This is a genomic window from Paenibacillus guangzhouensis, assembly GCF_009363075.1.
Classification (GTDB): domain Bacteria; phylum Bacillota; class Bacilli; order Paenibacillales; family Paenibacillaceae; genus Paenibacillus_K; species Paenibacillus_K guangzhouensis.
Genome location: NZ_CP045293.1, coordinates 2,197,027 through 2,221,785, shown reverse-complemented (window position 1 = coordinate 2,221,785; position 24,759 = coordinate 2,197,027). Strand labels below are relative to the sequence as shown.

Below are 24,759 nucleotides of genomic sequence, written 5' to 3'. Positions count from 1 at the left end.
CCTCCCAAGGGGGTCCCAATGTTTCCCTACTATAAATTATCCTCATAGGTTGCTAAAGAACGTGTTCCTTATTTGAAGCGGGATCATGAGTTATTCGCTCACGTATTTGAAACTTGGATTGAAGATGAACTTATCGATCGTGGGATTTGCGGAACCCGTTATGGTGGTCCATATCCACAAGGTGAAGAAGTGAATCAATCTATGATGCTTTTCGCGTTTGGTGGAAGGTTCTTAATGATTCAGGAATTCTTCATGATGACCAGCTTTGGAATTAATGATGACAAGGCTAATATGTCACCAATTTCATAAGGAGGTTATTATATGGATATGATTCTATCAATTGAAGATAAAATCGAGAATATGAGGAAAGAGCTAAATCTCGCTGGATATGTTTATGGAATTACTTCAGATATAGTATTAATAAAATCAAAAGAACTTGATGATCTTCTTAACAAGTATCATAAAAGAGATATTATCAAAAGCGTGGCGACTTAGCCGCGCTATTTTATTTAGGCTTTAGCCAGTTGAGCTCGCGAAGCGTGCGAAACAAAAAACCACCCGCTATGCGGGTGGAGGGATCGAGGGTTTGACCAACTAGACCATGCCGATAAAATTGAGATGTTCAGGCTCAACGAAAGGAATGGTCTAAGATGGCAAATAAGAACTATAGTCTAGCGCACACGAAGTGGATGTGTAAATATCACATCGTGTTCACCCCGAAGTATAGACGGAAAGAGATTTATAATCAAGTAAGGAAAGACTTAATCGAAATATTTAAACGTTTATGTAAATATAAGGGCGTGGAAATATTAGAAGGTCACATGATGCGAGACCATGTACACATGCTAGTAGCGATTCCACCGAAAATTTCAGTATCATCATTTATGGGATATCTGATGGAAAAAGTTCACTGATGATATTCGAGAAGCATGCAAGTTTAAAGTATAAATATGGAAATCGGAAGTTTTGGGCGGAAGGATATTATGTAAGTACAGTAGGGCTAAATGAAGCAACTGTAGCAAAGTATATTCGAGAACAAGAAGCACATGATCCAGCAGTAGATAAACTGAGTGTGAAGGAATATGAAGATCCATTCAGCAGAAACGATAGCAAGAAGAAGTAAACCAGTTTAACTGGTAGGTGAAAGTGACAAATTACACTGAGCCTGAACAACTTTGTTGTCAGGCTAGCGTCTTTAGGCGCAGTTTGGCAACAGGGGTTATACCCCAAGTGCAAACCACCCGTTGGACGGGTGGTTCTGATTGTGGTAATATCTCTACTTCTTTACTTCATTATATTAATAGTATTTAATTATTCTCATATATTGAGACAGGGTCTATAAACTCAAAGTTATTATGAGGGTATCTCATATTATTAGAAGGGGTTATTCAAAATTTGAAAGCGGAACTGACTATAAAAAATTCTGACCCAGGTACTTAAATTTTGAGAGGTTAATTCTCATTTTCTAAAAATAGGATTATAAAATAATGATAATCAATTTGATCATGGCTATGTGCAGATCGCAAGTCACTATGTTTTAGCGCTCCGAAAAGTGGACGATGTAGCATGATCTTTGCATTCTAGCCGTCCGGCTCATCCGGTTACATAAGCAGCTGGGATTAGAAGTGCCGGCGTGTAAACTTGAGTAATACAGATATTCGCTTTTAGGGCATCAAGACTTGGTGTACAGTGCGATCGGCGGTCGCATGATAGGAACTAGCATGTCGCGGGCAGGTTGATGGAATAATCGCACACCTAGTGCTTGATGACATGCCAAGAGAACGATCGATAGCATGCATCGAGAGTGTAAGCCAAAGATATGAAAAAAGACGACTCCTGTGTAGTACAGGAATCATCTTTTATCGGGTATCTAACGATCCTCTTATTAATGTACCACTTGACAAACGGATATTTAAAAATTATAACCTATTACCAAAGATCTACCGGTCCACTTGCATAGTAAGGGAAGAATTGTAATGCGGTTCCACCACTGACATCTGTATATTTCAACGTACCAACAGGACTTGTGACAGGAGTACCTGCATTTACAGCTAACGTTTCAATGTTATCATATGAATCTGACCAAATAGTATTATTTTTAACCCTAGTGATATTCGTTAAGTTACCATTTTTAAATCCACGAGCAACGTGAGTTTCGCTAGTTACAACGCTATTGGCTGATGCTTTTAGTTGCCATATATCTGTACTAGGAACATAAACCCATACATACTTCATTTTAGAAGCATAAGAAACAAGAAGGTCGTATGTATCAAAACTTGTGTAAGAATCAGCTTCTGGCCAGAAGTAATCATATGGTAGCCATTTTACATATTTAATTTCTCCGATAGCTCTTTGTAAGAGTAAATTAAATACTTTATTTTTAAATATTGCAGCTTCAAATTTTGTATTACTTAATTTCACTGATCCCCAATTTTTCATTAATGGTGGACCACCACCATCCTTAGGAATAGCATAGTTTATCCATATTTTATACGTTTTTCCGTTAACAGTTATGGACTTTTCTCCAAATGTAAGCATATCTACATTTGGATATGGACCCCAAGTAGGTGGCTGGGATGCAAGTGACTGAAAGTCTCCACTTGTGGTCGATTTATTTAGAAGGGCACGTTCTTCTTCAGTTATTGGATGAACACCTTTACTTAAGAGCTCGTCCATTATTTCTTTATCCTTTGAGTTAAGTTCTTCAACTGATAGTCTCGCATTGTTGGATTGATATTTTTCCAATCTAATAGATATTAACTCATCAATCAAAACTTCAACCTCATGTTGGTCTTGTGTGTCAAGCCGTGGTGCATTTGTCAAATCTCCCGGTTGTTCCGCTGCAGATACAGCCCCAGTTGATCCTATGAGGGCTATCGCAAGAATGATAAGTAACATTGCCTTTTTTTTCAATTTTTTCACCTCATTTGTAATATTCCTTATTATGGTAACATAATGCATATTATGGATAAATAGTAAATAAGTCCTGTATTGCCAAAAATTGAATATATTTATAGAATGTGTATACTTACACTATGAACATTTGAGGAGGACGAATATATGAAACGAAGGGTTTATTTTTGGGGAGCATCTATCATCATATTTGTTGTAATAGGAATTTTGATTTTTATTAATTTATTCCCTGAAGGTATTCTTTTGAAGAACGGGATTTATCAAGGTGATATTAAATTAATTTACAATAAGGATAATAATTTCAGGTATTATTTATATGAAAACAATAAGGGGAAGCAAGGAGTTATTGCACTTCAAAAAAACTCACTTTTGTGGGGGGTATATTATAAAAATGAAGTTTTCGTGGATAAAGGAAACGTCAGAATTATTAAATCGATTTATCCATCGGTGGAGAAAAATAATATTGTTCACAAAAACATCTGGGGAGGTATCTATTATTCACAAACAGAAATTAAGAGCCATTCAGTTATACGAATTGACCAGAATATTGTAAAAACACTTATGATCAAAAATACACCTGTTAAATCGTACTTCTTTATTGAAGATGTAAACGATTTAGCGAACAACAAAACTATAATTACAATTGAATAATATATCTTGACCAATTGAGTGATAAAAAGAATCGGCAGAATGTAAAAAAGATGACCCTGTACTGTACAGTGGTCATCTTTTTTCGGCTGTCTACTCAATTTTATGTGTTCTTGAGAAGGGGACCGTTCAATTCATTTTTCACTCATTAGTTCCTTTTAGTATGTAATCGAAACTTATTTGGTCAAACTTTGGGTCTTGGAAATAGCTATCATACCTCTTGATAAAGAAACAGATGATGATTCTGCCCCAGCTCGTACTTTGAACAAGAATTCGGATTTAAGTTAATACAAGGTAAGGGTGTATATGTGTAATTTCTTTAGCGAATATTGTCTTGAACCAACGGTACACGATACTTGAAGCGGCTGCCTGAAGCAGCCGTTATTTCGTCAGCACGGAAGTAGGATAACACGCAAAGAGAAAGAGGAATCCAATGTTAAGTTCATTATATGACAATAGCGAGAATAAAAATACAATAGTCATAGGATGCATCTCAATACTATTTCTATTTATTTTGTATTCTTTGGATTTATAATTTTCCCGATGTTTGATCATGGGACAAGAGAAGGCTATGGATATCTTTTTTTCTGTTTACTAATCCGGTTCTTTCAATAATTACATTACATCAATAACTACCATGTTACTTATCTTTTTAAAAAAAAAATAAAAAAACCATTGAGTATTCGTGATAAAGTTCTGCTCTGCGCTTTCTTTTTGGTGATTGTTGCTCTGGGCGTGTATATCCTGTGGTAAAGAAGATGGAGTATCGGCAGCCATTCATTAGCTGCCGGTTTTTAATTAATCGGTCAGATTAGTTATAAACATAACCAATTGACCATCCTTTAGATTCCGCAGTACAAAATGCTTATGCTTTATACAAGGCGAATGGGGAAAAAGTTTTTTGTGTGGAATATAGGGATTTTAACTTTGAACACTAAGAAGATATAGGAGTAAGTGCAATGGCAAATATTATTGATATTGCAAAGCGTGCGGGCGTATCTGTGTCAACAGTATCAAGGGTGCTAAATAATCATCCTTACGTATCTGAAATGAAGCGGAAAGCTGTGCAACGAGTGATTGATGAATTTGACTACACCCCAAATCGCTTAGCTGTCGATTTAGTCCGCAAGGAAACAAGGAGTATAGGCGTGGTCATGCCTTACAACAACAATCAAGCCTTTGATCAACTGCTCCATGGTGTACTTAATCGATCGGTTGAGCATGATTATTCTGTAATGGTTCTTCCTACGAAGTACGATCCGGAAAAAGAGCTCAGCTGCTTAAATATGCTGAAAAACAAACAATTGGACGGAATCATTATTACTTCACGTTCGAATGATTGGAATGCAATTGTTCCATATACCAAGTATGGAACAATTGTTGCATGCGAGTTTACGGATCATCCTGAGATTGACTGTGCCTATATGGATCGATATGCATCTTTCCTAGACACGTTTCAACTGTTGAAAGATAAAGGCCATTCACGAGTTGCCTTTACAACAGCAAGAGGAGAAGAGAGTGCTAGCACACAGCTGACAAAAAAAGCATATAAGCATATATTCGGTGATCTGCCGCCAGCATACCATATCAGTGATTGCCAAAGTATTGATGATGGGTTAAGAGCAGCACAACAACTGCTAAATATGGAGAATAGACCTACGGCTATCTATGCGAACGGTGATGAGGTTGCGGCGGGTTTTTATCAGTATGCAAGGAGTATAGAATTGGGAGTGCCCAATGATCTAGCGATCATTGGCCAAGAGAATCAACCTGTTGGAATAGGTTTAGGCCTATCTACAGTGGATCATCAATTGGTGAAAGTCGGTGAAGAAGCCTTTGATCTTACAATTGATAGTTCCAATAATAAGGTGGAAATTCCCTACCATATCATTGTACGGCATTCAATATAGGTATTGACCTGAAAAGGATACCATACTTTAGCATTCATATAGGAGCTCATTTCTAATAATGCTTAAGGAGGATGGAATTATGTATACTACCGTTATCTTTGACATTGACGGCACATTAATAAATACAGAACAAGCGGTGTTGGGATCCTTACAGAAGTTGCTGGAGAAGGACTATAATCGGAAAATGGAGCAGCAAGATCTCGCATTTGTGCTCGGAATTCCAGGGGCAGTATCCCTGGGACAACTCGGTATTGTAGATATCGAACATGCGAATAAATGCTGGAATGATCTTATGAGTGATTACCGACATACCATTCACGTATTTGAGGGTTTTCAGCAACTGCTTACTAACCTAAGAAAGCAATCGATTGCTACAGGGGTCGTGACTTCTAAGACAAAAAAAGAGTTTCAAGATGACTTCGTCCCATTTGGTCTCGCTCGTTATCTTCCTTATGTTATATGTGCAGACGATACAGAGCTGCACAAGCCTCATCCCGAGCCATTGCTGAGATTTCTTGAGATCTCAGGTGCAAAGGCTGAAACAGCCATATACATCGGTGACACCATTTATGATTACGAATGTGCCAGAGACGCTGGAGTAGACTTTGGATTAGCATCGTGGGGATGCAAACAACCTGAAGTTATTCCAGCTAAGTATAAGTTTGAGAATCCAGAAGATATTCTTACACTTTTGGATCTCAAGTAATGGATGTGTCGCTCTAATATTTTTCATGGGTTAAGCTAATGGGACACGCTAGCTTAATAAAACGCGGCTGCCGTCATCGATCGGCAGCCGCGTTGCGCAAGCGAGCAGGATAAGCCAAGATGACCCTTATACTTGCTTAAAAACGGCGCTAAGAACCAGTATGTATTACTGTTAGTGGTATAAGAAAAAATTCAGCTCAGGGGTTCAGGGATCTTCGGCTCCGGAAAGATCGTCGACACGTAACGAGTGGAATTGCGGATCTGGTGAATGATACACTTCTGAATCTCGTTCTTCGGATACCGGGCAGCCATTGCTTCAGTCAGGTCAAGATACGACTTGCCAGCGGCCCATTTTTCATCTTTCACACGAATTTCGATATTCTTGAGGGGTTATTCCGAAATTTTCCTTGAACAGTTTTATAAAATAACTCGTTTTCGAATAACCCAGGTCAGTGGAAATTTCGTAAATCTTCTCATTCGTGTTGCTTAATCGTTGAGCGGCGCGTTCCATTTTTAACCGCGTCAAGTATTCGCTTATACCCTCTCCTGTTTCCACTTTATATATTTTCGATAAATATGACGGATTTAAATATACGTATGATGCGATCGATTGCAGTGTCGCTTCACTAAGGTTAGCCGTGGCATACTCATGCACTTGTTTTACGATCCCGGAACGCGAATCATTCACCTCGTTGGCAATTTCCAACTTATATTTTTCAATAACGCGTTGGGTCCATTCTTTGAGTTGCGCAGTCGTATGGAAATGAGGGCCGTTAACGAATGTTTCGTATTCACCTCTCATTATTTGAGACAGCCAGTATTTCCCTTTATGGGCGGAGTAAATGATCGAACTGACGATTACGAAATACGTTTCCATAATATGTTCATGGGAATCGTTCCATTTTTGTGTTAATTCACTGAAGATAGACTCAAGTTTCTGCTCGAGCTTAGACCATTGTCCGGCTTCTAGTAGATGTGCAATTGACGGTAGGGCATAAAGGCTTTGTAACGTAGACGCGCCATCCCGAACTTGTAAGGTTGGGATGGAAGTGACTAGAAGCCCGCTGTCTCTGCCTATATATTGCCGATAGTTGTTTAGCGAGATTTCATATAGTTCTTGCATACTCCAGTAAAGGGCTCCAAAAGAACTTATAAGAACGGATATTGAGCCTTTCATATAAAGGTTGACGTAATGTTGAAGTTGTATCACTTTTCTTTCCAAGAGCTCACGATGTTTTTCTTCCTGCTGAGTCGACTCAGCAATCTCTTTTTTTAATCCAATAACGAAAATAAGGTATTCATGATTATCTTTCCCATACCATAGGTGGAATAAGTCCCCGAATAATTCTTCGGTAATGTTGCAAATGGAAAATTCGAGCAGATCTATGTCCTTAATGCTGTAGCGGTCAAAATCATCCTTTCGTATCAACATCAAACAGATTTCTGATTCAGCATGAAATGGAAGCTCAAACTGTTTTAATTTATCGGAAATATCTTCGAAATTCAGTGTAGTTCCTTGAAGCAAATCTTGCAGAAGATGGCTGCGCAGCAAAGGTAAATGTTCTTGCAGCGAACGATGTGCCTGTTTAGCAGAAGAGATATGCAGCCATTCTTCCTCGATTTGACGGATGGCTGTGTTCACTGCATGGATCAATTCTCTATCTTCTACAGGTTTAAGTAAATAGTCGCTGGCTTGGCATTTTAATGCTTGCTTTGCGTAATTAAAATCGTCATATCCAGTAAGCAAAATACATTTGATTTTGCTCCAAGTCGCACGAATTTGTTCAATTAATTCCAAGCCTGACATACCGGGCATGCGGATGTCTGTAATGACGATGTCCACCGGATTTACTTGTACAATTTCTAACGCTTCTTGAGCGGAGTAAGCAGGGTAAATCGTTTCGATGCCAATTTCTTTCCAGGGGATCATGGTAGATATGTCAGTTACCAGATCCGGCTGATCATCGACAATAAGAAGTGTGTACATGTGTGATTTACCTCCTAATGGGATCCCTTATTATTCTTTGGCCAGCTCATAGTCACAACCGTGCCTCCGCCCTCGCGATGTTTGAACACTATGCCTGCTTGCTCACCGAACTGTAACTTCAGCCTTTGTTGGATGTTGTCTAACGCGTGCCCGCTGATTTCAATTCTTGAATCACCAAGTTGAAGCGCGGCGAGTTGTTCATTCGTCATCGGTATTCCGTTATTTTCTATAATAATGATGTATGATGTATCATCTTGTATGCTGTGTACAGATACCATTCCATCTCCAACGAATTGTTCAATGCCATGAATGATTGCATTTTCTACGATAGGTTGAAGCAATAATCTTGGTACATGCAAGTTCAACATTTCTTCAGGCATTTCGATGGTGTAGGACAGATGGGAAATGTGATATTCCTGGATTGTTAAATAATTTTCAATTAATGCGATTTCTTCGGCAATCGTAGCGGACATGCTGTCAATCCGTGTAGTGTAACGATAATACTTGCTAAGGTGAAAAGTCATATCGATAACCGATTGTTTCTTGCCGAGTCTTGTTAAGCTGAGAATTAATGCAAAGCAATTATAAAGAAAGTGCGGATTGATCTGGGATTGAAGTTGTTTTAGCTTTGCTTCGCGGTTTCTAATTTTTTCGATGTAAACCGTCTCAATTAATTGTTCAATTTCTAAAGCCATCTGGTTGAACTTGTCGAACAGGAAAGTGAATTCATTCTTTGGATTAAAACTTATTCGTGTTGAGTAATCCCCATTCTTTAATCGGTCAACATTCCGGATAAGTACTCCGATAGGTTTTTGCACATTGCGATACAAAAGAAATCCGGCAAGTAGGCTGAGGATTAGCAATAAGGTAACGGAACCATAGAAAAGATTGCGGGACTGCTCAATCGGTGCGATGGTTTGCTCCATCGGGACATAATCGATAAGAAACCAGCCAAGAGACGGGATCCTCGCCACGCTGAGCATGAAATTTTCGCTACCTACTGAGATTTCCTGGCTTTGATAGGTGCTTAGGTTTATATCCTTAATCAACGAGAGAAGCTTATGTACAAATTTCATATCTACGGTTCTATTTGTGATGGGATCATACTTTGGGTTGTATAGAAAGGTGTCGCCTTTCCCTCCGATCTTGAAAGCATCAAGCTCTTTGACTAGAAATGCAGTCGGAAAGGAAGTTTCCACGATTAAACCTGCCTTCTCGATGGATTTGATGCTGCTTCGCGGTTGCACGACATGTCGGACAAACCGATCTTGCAAGATTCCTCCGTATTTTATCTTTTTTAATTCCCATGATGGAGTAATGATCCTCTTGAGTTCTTCCATGTCGTACACGGCATTTGAATTGGTTGACACGAAATTCCCGTTTTCCGGGGCGAAAACGCTATATTGGGTATCCCACCGCCCAGAAACATTTAGCATCCGCATTTTCTCTAACAGCCTCAGTTTTTCAGTGTTGCGATCAAAATCATTCTTAAGCAAATGAATATGTCGAAGCTGCTGGATGTTTATATCTTCACTCAGTAAAAAGGCCATCGTATAAAGGCTTTCCAATCTGGAATTGATCTCGTTTGAGAGAAAGTTGACATCCTTCTGTCGAAGCATTTGGATTTCTTCACGCAGTACATTCATGCTGACTCGGTTCGATAGCGAATATAGGATTAGGATCGGGACTAGCAACAATGTAATGATGATGATGATTTTCGTAAATATGTTCGCCCGCAGTTTTATCGTCATCTCCTTCAATCGTAATTTGCATCAGTCAATAAATTGGCATCGTTCTAAAAATCAAGGTCTAGGAAAGCTTCAATCAACGTTGATAATATTAATAACAGAAGCACATTTAAAATTCAACACGAAAAGTGTTAATAGAGAGGCGAAACAATATGAGAGTATCGGCGAAACTAGATTCTGGCAAGAGGAAAGGAGTGCATTTCTCCCAAAAGAAGAAAACGAGAGAGAACGTTAAGTTTACATGGCCATTACATGTGATGCTCTTACCGGCAGTACTTATTACGATAATCTTTTCCTACGTACCGATGGGCGGTTTGGTCATGGCGTTTCAGAATTTTAAACCATATGACGGAATATGGGGATCGAAGTTTGTAGGATTGGAGCATTTTCGGTATTTGTTCGAATACCCTGACAGCAAACAAGTCATTATTAATACGCTCGTCATTTCCAGTCTAAAAATATGCTTCGGCCTAATCGTACCATTCGTATTCGCGATATTGTTGAACGAGGTAAGGAAAATGTTTTTCAAACGAATCGTCCAGACGCTTGTTTATCTTCCACATTTCATCTCGTGGGTTATCCTTGGCGCAATCATATCGGATATGTTGAACAGTAATGGATTAGTCAATCAAACCTTGCAAATGTTCGGGATAGAACCGATATTTTGGCTCGGAGAAGGTAACTGGTTTCGATTTACGTTAGTTGTTAGCGACATCTGGCAAAATTTCGGATTTAACACGATTGTATTTCTTGCAGCTCTTGCAGGGGTTAATCCTTCGTTATATGAGGCAGCTGAAGTAGATGGGGCCAATCGATGGAAACAGACGCTTTATATTACGATTCCCTCAATGATTCCGATCGCGGTAGTCGTAGGTACGCTGTCGCTTGGAAATATTTTGAACGGCGGTTTTGATCAGGTATTCAACCTATATAATGCGTTGGTTTACGACAAAGGCGATATCATCGATACGTTTGTATACCGCACCGCAATACTAAATGGCCAATACAGCTTCGGAACGGCCGTAGGTATGTTTAAATCCGTCGTAGGGCTTATTATGATACTCATCTCCTATCGGTTAGCTTATAAATTTGCGGGATATCGAATTTTTTAAAAATGGAGGGGGACGTAGACGATGTATAATAGGACAACAAGTTACAGGATATTCACCGTTATAAATTACATACTGCTTACCTTGGTAAGCATCAGCTGCATTCTTCCGCTTGTTCATATACTGGCGGTAAGTTTTAGCGGGAGCGCCCCAGCCAATGCGAATCTGGTCACTCTGATTCCGATTGATTTCAACACGGATGCATACGCAAAAACATTCAATAACCCTAACTTTCATCGTGCGCTTTTGATAGGTATCGAAAGAACCTTGCTAGGAACCGTTGTAAGCATGGTATTGCTCTCGTTAGCTGCTTATGCGCTATCCAAAGATTCACACGGTTTTCGCAGTCGTAGTTTTTATACTTGGTTTTTTTTGTTCACGATGCTTTTTAGCGGTGGCATAGTGCCAAGCTACATGTTGATCCGGAACTTGCATTTAATGAATACAATTTGGGCGTTAGTGCTGCCCGTAGCCATAAACGTCTTTAACATGGTGCTTATGATGAATTTCTTTCGTGCGGTACCGAAAGACCTTGAGGAGGCGGCGTTGTTGGACGGAGCAGGGCATTTCAGAACGCTTATCTTGGTATATCTGCCTGTATCGATGCCTGCTATTGCAACGATTTCGCTCTTTACCATGGTGTCTCATTGGAATTCTTGGTTTGACGGTCTGCTATATATATCAGATTACCGCAAATATCCGCTTTCAACGTTTTTGCAAACAATTATCGTTCAGCAGGATTTCAACAAGATTAATGCTGACGTCAACGAGTTGCAGAATATATCGCAACGTACCGTGAAGGCTGCGCAAATTTTTATCGGAATGCTCCCGATTATATTGGTTTATCCATTCTTGCAGCGTTATTTTGTCAAAGGAATTATTCTTGGGGCTGTAAAAGAGTAATACGTGTGCCTTTTGATAAATTTTGTGGCATTCAAGATAAAATCAGGGCCTATATACAGGGTATTCTGATAGGTATACTAAAGTTGTTTTTTATAAAGTTTTGCATCAATAACTGGAGGAATGAACAATGGGGAAAAAGTGGTTTGCATGGGTGGCGGTTGGTGTTTTAGTCTTCAATTTAGCGGCTTGCAGCGGTAAGAGCAATGATAACAACGCAAGCAGTCAATCTGACTTCGCGAATGGGAAATATGATCCTCCCATCGTACTGAAAACGGTAATGGGTGCATCTCCGACCGGAGGCGTGTTTAAGAAAGGGGAGGACATTGAGAACAACATTCACAACAAATTGATTAAAGAACGTTTAGGCATTGATATCAAGTTCGACTGGATTGTAACAGATGCGAACGAGGCGTACAAAACGAAGCTGCGGCTTATGCTTTCGTCTGGGGAAGAAATGCCGGATGTCGTTCGTTACCGCGGCGACCTGGAAACTGTGAACATGTTGATCGATTCGGGTCAATTTATGCCAGTAGACGATCTGATTGATAAATATGCCGTAGAAGAATACAAAACGGGACTAGCGTTAGATAAGAGCATTTGGTACCCGATCACTCGTGATGGGAAAAAAATGGCGCTTCCAATTCTCGATTATGCTTACAATGACGACCATGAACTTTGGATTCGCGAAGATTGGCTTCAAAAGCTTAACTTGTCCGCACCGACAACGATCGAGGAGATGGAACAGGTGATGGACGCTTTTATTAAGAACGATCTTGATGGCAAAGGAGATACGCTAGGGCTGGCGGTTGGTTTCAAAAGTGGGTTTAGTAACTATATGGCCGATATCGGCTTCTTGTTCGGAGCGTACGGAACGATGCCAGGACAGTGGAACAAAGTAGGCGATCAGCTCGAACATGGCTCTATTAATCCGGGAGCCAAGGATGCGCTAATCAAATTGAATGAATGGATGCAAAAGGGGTATATATCCAAGGATGCTGCGTTAAAAGACGAAAGGGGCGCGGCGGAATTCTTTACCAGCGGACGTGCCGGAATGATCGTTGGACGCAACTGGCTGCCGGATTGGCCATTCCCGGATCTCAAAAAGAATGTACCTACCGCGAAGTACAAAGCATATCCGATTCCTAAGGGTCCAGATGGCAAGATTGGCACTACGGGCGGGAATCCGCCGGTGAATGGCTACTTGTTCGTTAATAAAAACTCGAAGCATCCTGAAGCGATCCTTCGTTATTATAACTGGTTTTTCGAAAATATAGCGAACCCTAAGCCCGGTAGCGAATTCGAACATGGTTTTGCAGAAGGTTATGACTACGCAATTCTTGAGGATGGATCGGTAACCTTAGATGTTGGCAAGTATCCGGATAAGTTCCCTGGGAATGTCGATGATAAAATGGTCAAACCTCTAGATTATTCACTCACATATGAGGGGGCACGCATACCGTCTTTATATGCGGAGGCGATGGTGAAACTAGCGGATGGGGTCAAAGCAACCACTCCATATGAGAAATCCGTAGACGCCTTCCGTAAACAAGAGAATAAGGAAGCGATGAAGGTTGTCATGCAACAGCAAGATATTCGAATGAAAGAATACTTCAAAGGGCCAATGACAGAGACGATGAAAAGCAAGAATGAATTGCTTACTAAGTTGTTGAACGAAACCTTTACTAAGATCATTTATGGATCTGTAGGTCCTGAAGAATTCGACAAAATGGTAGGCGATTGGAAGAAAAACGGCGGCGAAGCGATCACGAAAGAAGTCAATGAATGGTACTCAAGCATAGCTAAATGAGTAGAGTGGAACATGAATTCGACCCGATCTCTGATCGGGTTGAATGCTTTGATTAAAAGGAATAAGAAAAGGAGACAACCGCATGCTACCATCGCTATCCTATCTAAAACGTTCATTGGAAGGAATCTTACGCAATAAATTCGAACAGGGTTATCAAACCTCTGGTTATTTAGCCAGATTAGAGCAGCTGCCTGAAAGCTATGATGCTTATGTAGAATTCGCCCATACCTTGGCTGCCATTCCTATAAGGGATAATTGGCCCTACTATGAGCCTAATGAATTATCGGAGATATGGCGAGAATGTGACCCTGCCCGACCTCTTGGCCAGGTCGGAATGCTTAATTTGAAAGATAGCTCGGCACGGGTAGAGGCAGCGTTCCTCGCTTCAGCCTGCGGATCCATGTTGGGCAAACCTATTGAAGTGAATCCTAGTCTTGTGGAGTTGAGTCAAGCGCTAATTTCAACTGGAAAATGGCCTCTAAGGGACTATATTTCGGAAGAAACCCTACATGCGTTAGGTCGTCGACACTGGTCCTGGTATGAAACTGCGCGGGGGCGAATACATTATGTGGCGCCTGATGACGATATTAATTACACTTTATTGGGTATGCTTGTGCTTGAGCAATTCGGTATTGGATTTACGAAAAGAAACTTAAGAGATTTATGGATCAATCATCTTCCGATTAGTACAACTTGGGGTCCAGAAAGGGCAATCCTGCTTCGATCGGGAATCAGTTACTTGGAGCATGACAAGGACGAATTCAATCATTTAGATATAGAGTCATGGCCCGACTTTCTGGTAAAGGATACGGAATTATGCGGAGCGGCGATCCGTGCGGATGCTTACGGCTATGCCTGTCCCGGCCAACCCGCTCTTGCCGCAGAGCTGGCTTGGCGTGATGCAAGTTTTACGCATCGTCGGACCGGAATCTATGCAACGATGTTCATTGCCGCAGCAATTGCCCTTGCGCATGTGCTGCGCGATCCGATCGAAATAATGAGCACTGCGCTTCAATTCGTACCTAGACGGAGCCGATTCTATGAGACGACTCATGAGGCTCTGCAGATCGTTGCGAATGCAGACAACTGGCTGGAGGCTTATGCGAGCATTAATCATAAGTATGCGAAATATTCCCACTGCCAAGTTTATCAGGAAGTAGGCACCCTGATAAACACGTTCCGATTTGCCGAAAATGTCGGCGACGGAATATGCAAACAGGTCATGCAAGGCAACGATACGGATAGCTTTGGGGCAACGGCGGGTTCTTTACTTGGCGTATATTTCGGTTCCGGAAGCCTGAAACCAAGATGGCTTGAGCCATTCCAAGACCGGATTCATACGGGGCTTTCCTATTTTAGTGAACAAAAGCTTTCCCGATTGGCTGAGCGGGTGGGGCGTTTGCCGGAACTGCTGCAGGGCGGCGTCCATCGAATTCAACCCAGTGAACTCTATGTGAACGAGAATACTTGACTAGAATATGAATCCTATTTTCGATTTGATAGGAGGTTTCTTGAAATGGGCAGAATTAAATTGATCGCGCTTGATCTTGACGGAACGCTGCTGAGCGATTGTTCCGAAGTTTCTGAAGAAAACCGCAAAGCGATAGCAGAAGCTCGCTCCCGGGGAGTAATGGTCATTGTGGCTACGGGGAGGGAAGTACAAAGCGCAAAGCTTTACTGGCACGAACTGAGTCTGGGATCTCCGATCGTAACGGTCAACGGGAGTGAAGTTTGGACGTCTCCAGATAAGCTACACAAACGCTATACGTTGGATTCCGGAACGATCAGGGCATTTCATCATATTTCGCAAGAAGAAAACTGTCATTTTTTTGGGCATACGACGGAGGCCATTATCACCCCTAATAATTGGAACGATGTTACGGAAGAGACCATATGGCTGAAGTTCGGCTTTGATTCGGAAGATACGAAACAACTGGAGCGGATTCGTCACAAGGTAATGAATGTAGGTCCTTTCGAGATCACCAATTCCCAGCCGTTTAATATTGAAGTCAATCCTCCAGGCGTTTCCAAAGCAAGCGGTGTACGTGAAGTATGCGATCTATACGCTTTGTCAATGTCGCAGGTGATGGCGGTTGGAGACAGCTTAAACGACAAAACGATGCTCCTTGAAGCCGGGATCGGCGTGGCGATGGGGAATGCCCAGGACGAAGTGAAGCGTCTGGCGAAGGCTGTCACAGGCAGCAACATGGAAGACGGAGTAGCGCAGGCGATCCGCCGGTATGTGCTTGACCTTTGATAAACCCAACGGAGCACTGCGGGGCCACATGAGTATTGACAGCGAAGATATACAAACAGGGCAGGCATTGCATCGCAATCCTTGCCCTGTTTATGCACGCATTAGCTTTTTGCCGCAACAGCCATAATGCCTCAGGTCATTTGATTCGTGAACATCGGGTACATAAATAAAATCATCGACCGAAGCGCGATCAGTGTCATCACGGCGAATTGAGCACCGTAGTTGAAGAGTATTGCCCCACGAATTTCATAGTCCTATACCTCCTCTATAATATGTAGACATCTCCCGGACGATTGAGATTAATCCCGACTATAACATTGAACATGGCCTGAACATTGGGCGCATTTTTGTGATGAATCAAACAACAATGTCACATTAGTGTTCAAATGATCGCATAACGGATAGAACAATTGACAGGTGAAAACTACAATAATTATAGCGTTCGCAAATCATAGGATTGCCGGCGGTTCATGCGGCAAGGAGGAGGATGGATTCATGAGAAAACGGTTTCCAAAAATTTTGTTATCGCTTTCACTAACGTTCGGCGCAATATCTTCGTTGGCGCCCCTTACGATGAAAGCGTCGGAAGCCCAGTGGGTTGGAATGACGGTAAAAGTAGATCAAATAGGATATTTGCTTCATGCCGACAAAGTGGCATTCGTGACCGACACGACGGCTACCGACCAGTTTCACTTGATTAGCCTGGATTCCAATAAGAAGGTATTTAGCGGTAAACTTTCGGCCGCGATAAGTGATGCAAACTCCGGCGACAATGTTAGGACTGCGGATTTCTCCTCGTTCAAGGAGCCCGGGACATACGTGCTGCAGATTGAAGGGGGAGGTGTATCCTATCCGTTTCGCATCGGAGATGATGTATACCGGAGTTCCATGATTCAGGCGATCCGTTCTTATACACTAGGAAGATCCGGGATTGCCATTCGCGACGGATTAACCGGTCTTGCGCATGAAGCGGGTCATACACAGGATAAGCAAGCCATGATGTTTTTCGCGGACGAGTTTCATAAGAAGGGCGATACTGTAGATGTGAGCGGCGGGTGGTATGATGCGGGCGACTACGGGAAGTACATCCCTACCGCTACAGTAAGTACGGCCCAACTTCTGCTTGCCTATGAATTCGCCCCTTCAAAATTTTATAAGGGGCAATTGATGCTGCCCGAAGGCACCTCGAATAACAGCAAACTTCCGGACATTCTCGCCGAAACGAAATTCGAGCTCGAGTGGATGAAGAAGATGCAGCGTGGCGATGGGGCCGTCTATTTCAAGGTAGCGGGCATGAGATGGCCGGGATTTGTAAAGCCTGAATTGGATACCCAGGATCGTTACGTCTACGGACTAACTACTTATGGAACCGCGCAGTTTGCGGGCGTTATGGCGATGGCTGCGCGCATCTATGAACCGTTTGATACGGCTTACGCGAAAGAGCTGCTAGGTTATGCGCAGAAAGCGCAGCAATACTTGGAGAAGCATCCCTCCCCGGAATTCCGCTTGGATAAAGATCAGGACAGCGGTTCGGGAGGTTACGGCAAAACGGGGGACATCGAGGAGCGCATATGGGCCGCAGCAGAGCTGCTAAAGACAACAGGGAAAAAGGAGTACGATCTTTATATCAAGGAGCGTTTTGCGAATCAGATCGCTCAAAAGTCCGGACATATTTCATGGGCGGACAGCATTTTGCTTGGACAATACGCTTATGTGACGAGCAAGCAAGCGGATATATCCCTCAAGGAGAAGGTGAAAGCCGCAATTGTTGCAAATGCCGATTCGGAGGTGGAAAAAATCTCGAAAGACGGCTACCGAGTTGCCTTAAGCTCGGATCAATACGGCTGGGGCTCGGCCAAGGATAGCGTGGCGCACGGCAACGTGCTCCTGATGGCGAATGCATTATCGCCGAAAGAAGCTTATGTAAAAGGTGCGCTGGATCAGCTTCATTATTTGTTCGGCCGAAATGCGACCGGTTACAGCTACATGACCGGTTCTGGCACGAGAATGCCTTTATATCCACATAACCGTATGATAGCCGGAACGCATACCTACATACCGGGACTTGTAGTCGGCGGACCGAATAAATACGGAGGGGACCCTGCTATTGATAAGATCATAAAGGATGCGGGCGAGGGTAGCGTACCTCCCGCCAAGGCTTATATCGACATTACGGATTCTTATTCGACCAATGAACACGCAATCGATTATATCGCTCCGGTGGCATTCGCGCTTGCTTATTTTTCGAAAGGCGATATTGAAGAAGCCCCCAAAACCACAGATGGCGGCAATCAGATCGTTAACATCCCCAAAGGGAGTTTGGATAAAAATTATATCGGCGCATTCGGCACCCTGGAGCCGTTCCATGATCCTTCTTCTATGATCACCCATACGTTATCGTCGGATGGCTCGCTTAAGGTGGAGTATAATCTCCATCAAGGCGGTTGGCTTGGCACTTCCGCAGACGTGGGCGAGAACTGGATAGACTTCAGCGGCATAGCGTTGGATGTTAAAGGCGGCACCGGGGTTTCAATTCGCGTTGAACTGACGGATGGAAACGGCGTTCATTACGAAAAAATGATCGTGGATGACGCTAAGGAAGGCAAGAAGGTAAAGCTGCCGTTTCATGAGTTTACGCAGCGCAAGGATTATCAACCGGACGGGATGGATACGAGAAAACCGTTCTCTTTGAATCCCGTGCGCAGCCTTACCATATCCCCGCTCAGCGGCGAGGGCACGATTACATTCTCTAATTTGAAGCTTTGGAACAAATAACCCACAATAATTAGCAGCAAATCAAAGGCTGCAATCGCTTAATAAACAGGCGATCGCAGCCTTTTCAGTTAGTTGTTTTTTTCATAATTTAATTGATACAGATTCCACCTTTGCGCGTTCGTTCAGTTGTCTTCCCAAATCTGTACGTTCGTACCGTTCGCAGTGCCTTCCGAAGCTACATTCAACGCTTTGCCGCTGCCTACGATGACCAATTTGTAGGTTTTACCGGAAATGAGATCTCCTGACGGCTGCGTGGATCCAGTCTACAACTGGTCTCTGACAAACTTGCCGGATGCCGTTAACTGTGCGTCGTTCCATCCGCCATTCGAGTATGCGCCGGGCGAACTACAGCCATTCCCCAATTGTCTTCTATCCATTTCTTACTATTATAGTACGAATTATTTAAACCACTGCAAGCCTTGAGAACTCATCCCTTTGAGCTGGATCGGTTCTCCCGCCTGATTCACCAATTGGTTTCTAGAAATGTGCAGTTGGTCGTTTGTGACGAACACAGAAACTTCGTCTGCTTTCGCACTGTTACCTGGAATGATCGATGTGACCATCATGAAGCGTAAAATTTCCATCTTTAAAAACTGGGGTGTCGGATCTTGAATTTCAAAAATTCGGTAAGATTCAAAATCGTTTGCGTTTTTTTGCTCGTTGTTGTTCCTCTTGTTTTCTTGCTGTTGTACAACAATAAGTATGCAATGAATGTCGTTCGCGATCAGGTCTCCTTAAACTACAGCAAGTTGCTCTCGCATTACGCCAATGGGATGGATAACACGCTGAAAGAATTCGATTATTACTTCTATCGCCTTGCGAGCGATCCAGAGATCGTTTCGATGCAGACGTATAATTATTCCATGGAAGACTATGTTTTGGCGAAACAAAAACTGTACAACAAATTTATGACAGACATCGGCTACTACAGCATGATCAATACACTTTTCGTGTACTCCAAACCGGGCGACGACCTGCTGATCGTAACTCAGGAAAATGGTCGTTATCTTGAAAGGTATCAGATGGTTAAAAATTATATTTCCCAAAACTTGGATCAAATGCCGCTTCGAAAATTCGGTTGGCAGTTTGTTCGATTGAATGATAATTATTTTCTGGTGCAGATGAAGGATTTGGGCTCGGAAATGTATGCTGGCTGCCTGATTGACGTAAACAGTTTGGCGATACCGCTTAGCACATGGGACGTAGGGGAAGGTGGGGGGACAATCATCCTTGCTGACGGCCAATTGCCGCTCACGCAAAAATTTTTGCCCCAGCCAACCTATGTTGGGATTAAAAATCAATTGAAGCATGTCAATCATCTATATCAAAACATACGAGACGATACCAATCATAAGGAATATCTAGTCGTGGGCGAATCCTCGCAGGTTGCGAATATTCATTATCTTGTCGTTGTTGCCGAGAAGAACATCTTGCGGAATTTGCCTTATTTGGAGAAGACAATCAACTTTCTGCCGTTTGGTGTCGTTTTGGTTCTAGCGCTGTATCTTGCTTACCTTCAAAAGATTTTCATCAAGCCGATGACGCATCTTCTTCACGGAATGAGAAAAATCGGGCGAGGCCAATTCGATGTCAGGCTAAATGAAAAACATTCGGTCGAATTCTCGTTTCTGATCTCCAATTTTAACGACATGGTCAAACAAATCGAGTATTTGAAGATCTCCATTTATGAGGAGAAAATCAGGGTTCAACAAGCAGAATTCAGACATCTACAGGTACAAATCAATCCTCATTTTTACATGAACTGTTTGAATATCATTTATAATTTGGCAGCCCATAAGGATTACAAATCCGTGAAAAAGATGGCGCTGCATTTGGCAGATTACTTTCGCAACCTTATTCGCACGGACCGCAATTCCATCATGCTAGCAGAAGAAATCGAGCATATAAGAAATTATTTGGAGATCCAAGTTATGCGTTATCCCGACAGCATGACTTTTATCATTGAGTTCGATCCGCTTTATCAGGATTATCAGTTGCCTCCATTGATCCTTCAGCCCTTTGTGGAAAACGCTGTAATTCATGGGTATCAACAAGGTTCCGAACGCTTTTACATCAGCATTAATATTTTGGCCGACCCAGACGATCCGCAACATTATTTTATCGTCGTGATTTCCGACAACGGGAAAGGTTTTTCGCCGACGATGTTGCAGCAGTTGAATTCCGGACACTATGCGGAGCAAACAGGTAATGGTCATTTGGGTATTTGGAACGTGCTTCGCCGACTTCGAATGAACTACAGCACGGCCAAGATTCATTTTTCAAACGGTGAACAAACAGGGGCGAATATTCGCATACATTTCCCTCTGCAACGTCAATTCGTACATGGAGATGGTTCAAATGTATAACTTGCTTGTTGTTGATGATGAGAAATTTGCAGTAAAAGGCATCACACAGGGAATCGAGTGGTCCGACCTGCAATTTGACCATGTTTTTGAGGCTTATAGTACCGAGGAGGCCAAGCGGGTCTTGTTTTCGCACAAGATTGACGTGATGATTTCGGACATCGAGATGCCTGACGCTAACGGTTTAAAGCTGCTGGAGTGGGTCAAGGAGCACTCGCCTTTCACGGAGACGATTTTTTTAACGGGACACGCCAAATTCGATTATGCGCAAAAAGCGATTCAATTGGGTAGCTTTAATTATTTGATAAAGCCACTCGATCATGATCATCTCAAAGAGATTGTCCAAAAAGCGGTACATAAAATTCAAGCCGATCAAGAGTTGCACGATTTCAACAAAACCTATGAAAAATATTACGATATTTGGATCAAACAACTGCCGACTCTCGTGGAACGCTTTTGGCAGGAAGTGATCAGCGGTAAAATCCCTTCGCGGCAAGAAAGATTGCAGGCTGGATTTCAAATTTACGGAATTCCGATGGATGCGCAGAGTCAGGTTATTCCCGTGTTGATCAGCGTGGAACAATGGAGGGAAGATCTGAGCGCAAGAGATGAAGAAATCATGGAATATGCATTGCGCAAGGCGGGCGCGGAAATGATTCTCCAAAGCGATCCCGGCTGTGTCATTCCGGATCAAAACGGTATCAATCTGGTGCTTTTTTATGTTCGTGATTACGCTCCAGTATGGCAGGATTTGAACAGGAGATGCACAGAGTACATTCAGGCTTGCAATCGTTTTTTTTATTGCGATTTGTCGTGTTATATCGGAGAATTGACCCCTGTTACCGACATTGGCCGGGCTTTGGGAAGTCTGATCGGCATGGAACGTAATAATGTAACGAAAACCAATAGCGTGATGAATTTGCAAACGTGCGTGGAACTTAAAGGGGGCTTGCCATCTTTTCCATTAATATCCGATTGGTTCTTGCTGTACGAGCTTGGAAAACTGGATGAATTGCTGGACCGGATCGACGAAAGCACAGAGCGGATGCAAGTAAGCGGCGTAAGCTCGGAATCGCTGGAGGCTCTATATTTCGGGCTGATCCACATGGTTTATTATGTAGCGCATAAAAAGGGCTTGTCGATTCAGAACATGTTCCCTCATAACGAGCTGCAAGATTTAGCTGTGGCGACACGTTCGCTGAAACAGCTTCGCAATTGGTCTGCGCGGATCGTAACGGTTGGGATCGAGTATATGAACAGGCACCATCATGAGGTATCGGTTGTGATCTCCAGAGTCCGGAAATTTATCGAGGAGCATCTGCATGAGGAGCTGAAAAGGGAGGATATTGCCGCTTCCGTTTATTTGAATCCCGCGTATTTGTCCCGCCTGTTCAAGAAAGAAACGGGGCTTTCCATCTCCGATTACATATTAGGCGTCAGAATGGACAAAGCCAAAAAACTTCTCGTGGAATCAGGCGTGAAAGTCAGCAATGTGGCCGAATTAACAGGATACGGCCATTTTTCGCATTTCGCCAAAATGTTCAAAAGGGTGATCGGCATTTCGCCACAGGAATACCGGAAAAAATTCCAGATCAACAAGTCACCATAGTGTCGAAACGGTCACGTCTTGGATAGAGCGCTTCGCCCCTGATTGGTAATATGAAGATATACAAAGAGCCAACAGGAAGGAGAAGACCAACGAAATGGGTGATTATACCAGCTTGTCGGCAACACGGCAAGCCTATCGTTCAGTACAGTCGAAGCCGGCATTTTTCAAGACGGTACGCAAATTTTGGGTGTTTTATTTGATGATGCTGCCGGCCGCCATTGTGATTTTCATCAACAATTATGTTCCGATGCTTGGAGTCGTTATCGCTTTTAAAAATATTAACTACTCCAAAGGAATTCTATCAAGCCCGTGGATCGGCTTCGACAATTTCAAGTATTTATTTTCAACGGAGGCCGCCTGGATCATCACTCGAAATACGATTTGTTACAACGTGGTGTTTATCGTCTTCAATCTCGTTGTGGCCGTTGCTTTTGCCATGATGTTTAATGAGATGCGCAACCGATTTCTTTCAAAGTTTCACCAAAGCGCGATGTTTCTTCCGTTTTTCCTGTCCATGATCGTAGTTAGTTATTTGGTCTATGCTTTCCTTGGACAAGAGCACGGATTTTTGAACACCGTCTTATTCCCTAAATTAGGAATCGAACCGATTGAATGGTACTCGGAACCTAAATATTGGCCGTTTATTCTGCCCGTCATCAACATTTGGAAAAACATCGGATACTATACGGTCATTTATATGGCCGCAATCATCGGAATTGACCACGAATATTACGAAGCCGCTTTAATCGACGGTGCCTCCAAATGGCAGCAAATCAGAACGATTACGCTCCCGTTGATCGTCCCTGTCATGATCGTCATGACTTTGCTCCAAATCGGGAGAATTTTTTATGCCGATTTCGGACTATTTTTCCAGGTTACTCAAAATGCGGGCGCGCTGTATTCTTCAACGCAAGTCATCGATACTTTCGTGTATCAGACATTTTTATCGGTAGGCGACATCGGGATGTCTTCTGCGGCGGGATTGTTTCAATCGGTCGTAGGATTTATTCTCGTTCTCGGCTCGAACCTGATTGTAAGACGCATAAGCAAAGAGAATGCATTATTTTGAGGAGGCTTCAAAGTGAGCAAACGAAAGCCCAATGACATATCGAATACGGCGAATATGACGATCAATCTGATATTTTGGCTGTATACAGCCGCCTGCGTGCTCCCGCTCATGCTGGTGGTCGCCGTATCCTTTTCGGATGAAACATCGGTTTTGGTGAACGGCTATCATTTTATACCCGAAACGTTCAGTCTTTCCGCTTATCGATTTTTGTTTCAGGATTGGGAGCAATTGTTACGGTCGTTCGGGGTTTCCGTTGTCGTAACCGTCGTCGGTACGATCATCAGCGTATTGATTATGGCGCTGTATGCTTATCCAATATCCCGTGGCAATTTCCCGCACCGGCGCTTTTTTTCCTTCTTCATGTTTTTTACGATGCTGTTTAACGGAGGACTAATTCCGTGGTACTTGGTCTATACGCAAATGCTGGATTTGAAGAATACGTTGGCCGCTCTGATCGTTCCATTGTTGGTCTCCGCATTTTTTGTCATGATTTTGCGAACGTTTTTTTCGAATACGATACCGCCTTCCTTGATCGAGTCGGCGAAGATTGACGGAGCGAGCGAGATGAGAATATTCGCGCAAATCGTAATACCGCTTTCTTTGCCTGTCTTGGCGACCGTCGCCTTGTTTCAAACGTTAAACTACTGGAACGACTGGTTCATGAGTTTGGTCTTCATTACCGGCAATAATCATGTGAATTTGCAGTTTTTGATGTATAAAACAATGCTCGACATCCAGTTTCTGGCGAATAATACGCAAGCAGCGCAAGGCATCAATCAAGCTGGGGGACTGGTTCAGCTCCCGACGGAAACGGTCCGCATGGCGATGGCCGTCATCGGTATCGGTCCGATCGTGTTTGCCTACCCTTTTTTCCAGCGATTTTTCGTCAAAGGGTTGACGGTTGGCGCGGTCAAAGGATAATTGACCCGGCTTTACCAAATGATTGGGGCGATAGC

21 protein-coding genes and 1 pseudogene are annotated in these 24,759 nt (G+C 42.8%); 17 read left to right on the top strand and 5 right to left on the bottom strand.

Annotation, left to right across the window (positions count from 1 at the left end; genetic code table 11):
- Positions 1-72: 72 nt before the first annotated feature.
- From GCU39_RS09970 to tnpA, 3 genes and pseudogenes are all read left to right on the top strand, one after another.
- Positions 73-309, top strand: coding sequence for a hypothetical protein (locus GCU39_RS09970; RefSeq protein ID WP_152393368.1), 237 nt, complete (start codon positions 73-75; stop codon positions 307-309).
- Between the two features lie 12 nt (positions 310-321).
- Positions 322-495 (top strand): aspartyl-phosphate phosphatase Spo0E family protein, encoded by a 174-nt coding sequence (locus tag GCU39_RS09965; RefSeq protein WP_227793518.1) that lies wholly within the window; start codon positions 322-324, stop codon positions 493-495.
- A gap of 155 nt (positions 496-650) precedes the next feature.
- Positions 651-1,123, top strand: a pseudogene (gene tnpA, locus GCU39_RS09960) (IS200/IS605 family transposase).
- An 806-nt stretch (positions 1,124-1,929) separates the two neighbouring features.
- On the opposite strand, the gene GCU39_RS09955 reads toward tnpA, so the two are convergent.
- A complete protein-coding gene (locus tag GCU39_RS09955; RefSeq protein ID WP_193726853.1) occupies positions 1,930-2,913 on the bottom strand; it encodes a hypothetical protein in 984 nt (327 codons plus the stop codon).
- A 147-nt stretch (positions 2,914-3,060) separates the two neighbouring features.
- On the opposite strand from GCU39_RS09955, the gene GCU39_RS09950 reads away from it, so the two are divergent.
- From GCU39_RS09950 to GCU39_RS09940, 3 genes are all read left to right on the top strand, one after another.
- Complete coding sequence (locus GCU39_RS09950; RefSeq protein ID WP_152393366.1) at positions 3,061-3,564, top strand: hypothetical protein; 504 nt, start codon at positions 3,061-3,063, stop codon at positions 3,562-3,564.
- Between the two features lie 956 nt (positions 3,565-4,520).
- Complete coding sequence (locus GCU39_RS09945; protein WP_152393365.1) at positions 4,521-5,471, top strand: LacI family DNA-binding transcriptional regulator; 951 nt, start codon at positions 4,521-4,523, stop codon at positions 5,469-5,471.
- 79 nt (positions 5,472-5,550) lie between these two features.
- Positions 5,551-6,177 carry an HAD family hydrolase gene (locus GCU39_RS09940; RefSeq protein WP_152393364.1) on the top strand — a complete coding sequence of 209 codons (627 nt, stop codon included), beginning with the start codon at positions 5,551-5,553 and terminating at the stop codon, positions 6,175-6,177.
- A gap of 354 nt (positions 6,178-6,531) precedes the next feature.
- Here the strand turns inward: GCU39_RS09940 and GCU39_RS09935 are convergent, their stop codons facing one another.
- Together GCU39_RS09935 and GCU39_RS09930 are read right to left on the bottom strand one after the other, a co-directional pair.
- Positions 6,532-8,163 (bottom strand): response regulator, encoded by a 1,632-nt coding sequence (locus tag GCU39_RS09935; RefSeq protein ID WP_152393363.1) that lies wholly within the window; start codon positions 8,161-8,163, stop codon positions 6,532-6,534.
- 14 nt (positions 8,164-8,177) lie between these two features.
- Entirely contained in the window at positions 8,178-9,809 is a 1,632-nt protein-coding gene (locus GCU39_RS09930; protein ID WP_193726852.1) for a sensor histidine kinase, read from the bottom strand.
- Positions 9,810-9,864: 55 nt separating this feature from the next.
- On the opposite strand from GCU39_RS09930, the gene GCU39_RS31465 reads away from it, so the two are divergent.
- The 7 genes from GCU39_RS31465 to GCU39_RS09900 all read left to right on the top strand — a co-directional run bounded on the left by GCU39_RS31465 (position 9,865) and on the right by GCU39_RS09900 (position 18,762).
- Complete coding sequence (locus GCU39_RS31465; RefSeq protein ID WP_193727019.1) at positions 9,865-10,146, top strand: hypothetical protein; 282 nt, start codon at positions 9,865-9,867, stop codon at positions 10,144-10,146.
- Positions 10,147-10,168: 22 nt separating this feature from the next.
- Positions 10,169-11,023 (top strand): ABC transporter permease, encoded by an 855-nt coding sequence (locus GCU39_RS09925; RefSeq protein WP_227793517.1) that lies wholly within the window; start codon positions 10,169-10,171, stop codon positions 11,021-11,023.
- Positions 11,024-11,044: 21 nt separating this feature from the next.
- The gene (locus tag GCU39_RS09920; protein WP_152393360.1) at positions 11,045-11,923 is read left to right on the top strand and encodes a carbohydrate ABC transporter permease; all 879 of its coding nucleotides are present in this window, start codon (positions 11,045-11,047) and stop codon (positions 11,921-11,923) included.
- Between the two features lie 127 nt (positions 11,924-12,050).
- Positions 12,051-13,730 (top strand): extracellular solute-binding protein, encoded by a 1,680-nt coding sequence (locus GCU39_RS09915; protein WP_152393359.1) that lies wholly within the window; start codon positions 12,051-12,053, stop codon positions 13,728-13,730.
- Between the two features lie 82 nt (positions 13,731-13,812).
- Complete coding sequence (locus GCU39_RS09910) at positions 13,813-15,201, top strand: ADP-ribosylglycohydrolase family protein (RefSeq protein WP_152393358.1); 1,389 nt, start codon at positions 13,813-13,815, stop codon at positions 15,199-15,201.
- 45 nt (positions 15,202-15,246) lie between these two features.
- Positions 15,247-15,987, top strand: a complete 741-nt coding sequence (locus GCU39_RS09905) for a Cof-type HAD-IIB family hydrolase (protein WP_152393357.1) — start codon at positions 15,247-15,249, stop codon at positions 15,985-15,987.
- A gap of 495 nt (positions 15,988-16,482) precedes the next feature.
- Complete coding sequence (locus GCU39_RS09900; RefSeq protein ID WP_152393356.1) at positions 16,483-18,762, top strand: glycoside hydrolase family 9 protein; 2,280 nt, start codon at positions 16,483-16,485, stop codon at positions 18,760-18,762.
- 122 nt (positions 18,763-18,884) lie between these two features.
- Here GCU39_RS09900 and GCU39_RS09895 read toward each other — a convergent pair whose 3' ends face one another.
- Complete coding sequence (locus tag GCU39_RS09895; RefSeq protein ID WP_265333539.1) at positions 18,885-18,947, bottom strand: hypothetical protein; 63 nt, start codon at positions 18,945-18,947, stop codon at positions 18,885-18,887.
- A 213-nt stretch (positions 18,948-19,160) separates the two neighbouring features.
- Complete coding sequence (locus GCU39_RS09890; protein ID WP_152393355.1) at positions 19,161-19,346, bottom strand: hypothetical protein; 186 nt, start codon at positions 19,344-19,346, stop codon at positions 19,161-19,163.
- Between the two features lie 279 nt (positions 19,347-19,625).
- Between GCU39_RS09890 and GCU39_RS09885 the strand changes: the two genes are divergently transcribed.
- From GCU39_RS09885 to GCU39_RS09870, 4 genes are all read left to right on the top strand, one after another.
- Positions 19,626-21,128 (top strand): sensor histidine kinase, encoded by a 1,503-nt coding sequence (locus GCU39_RS09885; protein ID WP_193726851.1) that lies wholly within the window; start codon positions 19,626-19,628, stop codon positions 21,126-21,128.
- The gene (locus GCU39_RS09880) at positions 21,121-22,734 is read left to right on the top strand and encodes a response regulator (protein WP_193726850.1); all 1,614 of its coding nucleotides are present in this window, start codon (positions 21,121-21,123) and stop codon (positions 22,732-22,734) included. The genes GCU39_RS09885 and GCU39_RS09880 overlap by 8 nt, the downstream gene beginning before the upstream one ends.
- A 94-nt stretch (positions 22,735-22,828) precedes the next feature.
- A complete protein-coding gene (locus GCU39_RS09875; protein WP_152393352.1) occupies positions 22,829-23,803 on the top strand; it encodes an ABC transporter permease in 975 nt (324 codons plus the stop codon).
- 12 nt (positions 23,804-23,815) lie between these two features.
- Positions 23,816-24,724: a carbohydrate ABC transporter permease gene (locus GCU39_RS09870; protein ID WP_407671658.1), complete on the top strand. Its 909-nt coding sequence runs from the start codon at positions 23,816-23,818 to the stop codon at positions 24,722-24,724.
- Positions 24,725-24,759: the final 35 nt, after the last annotated feature.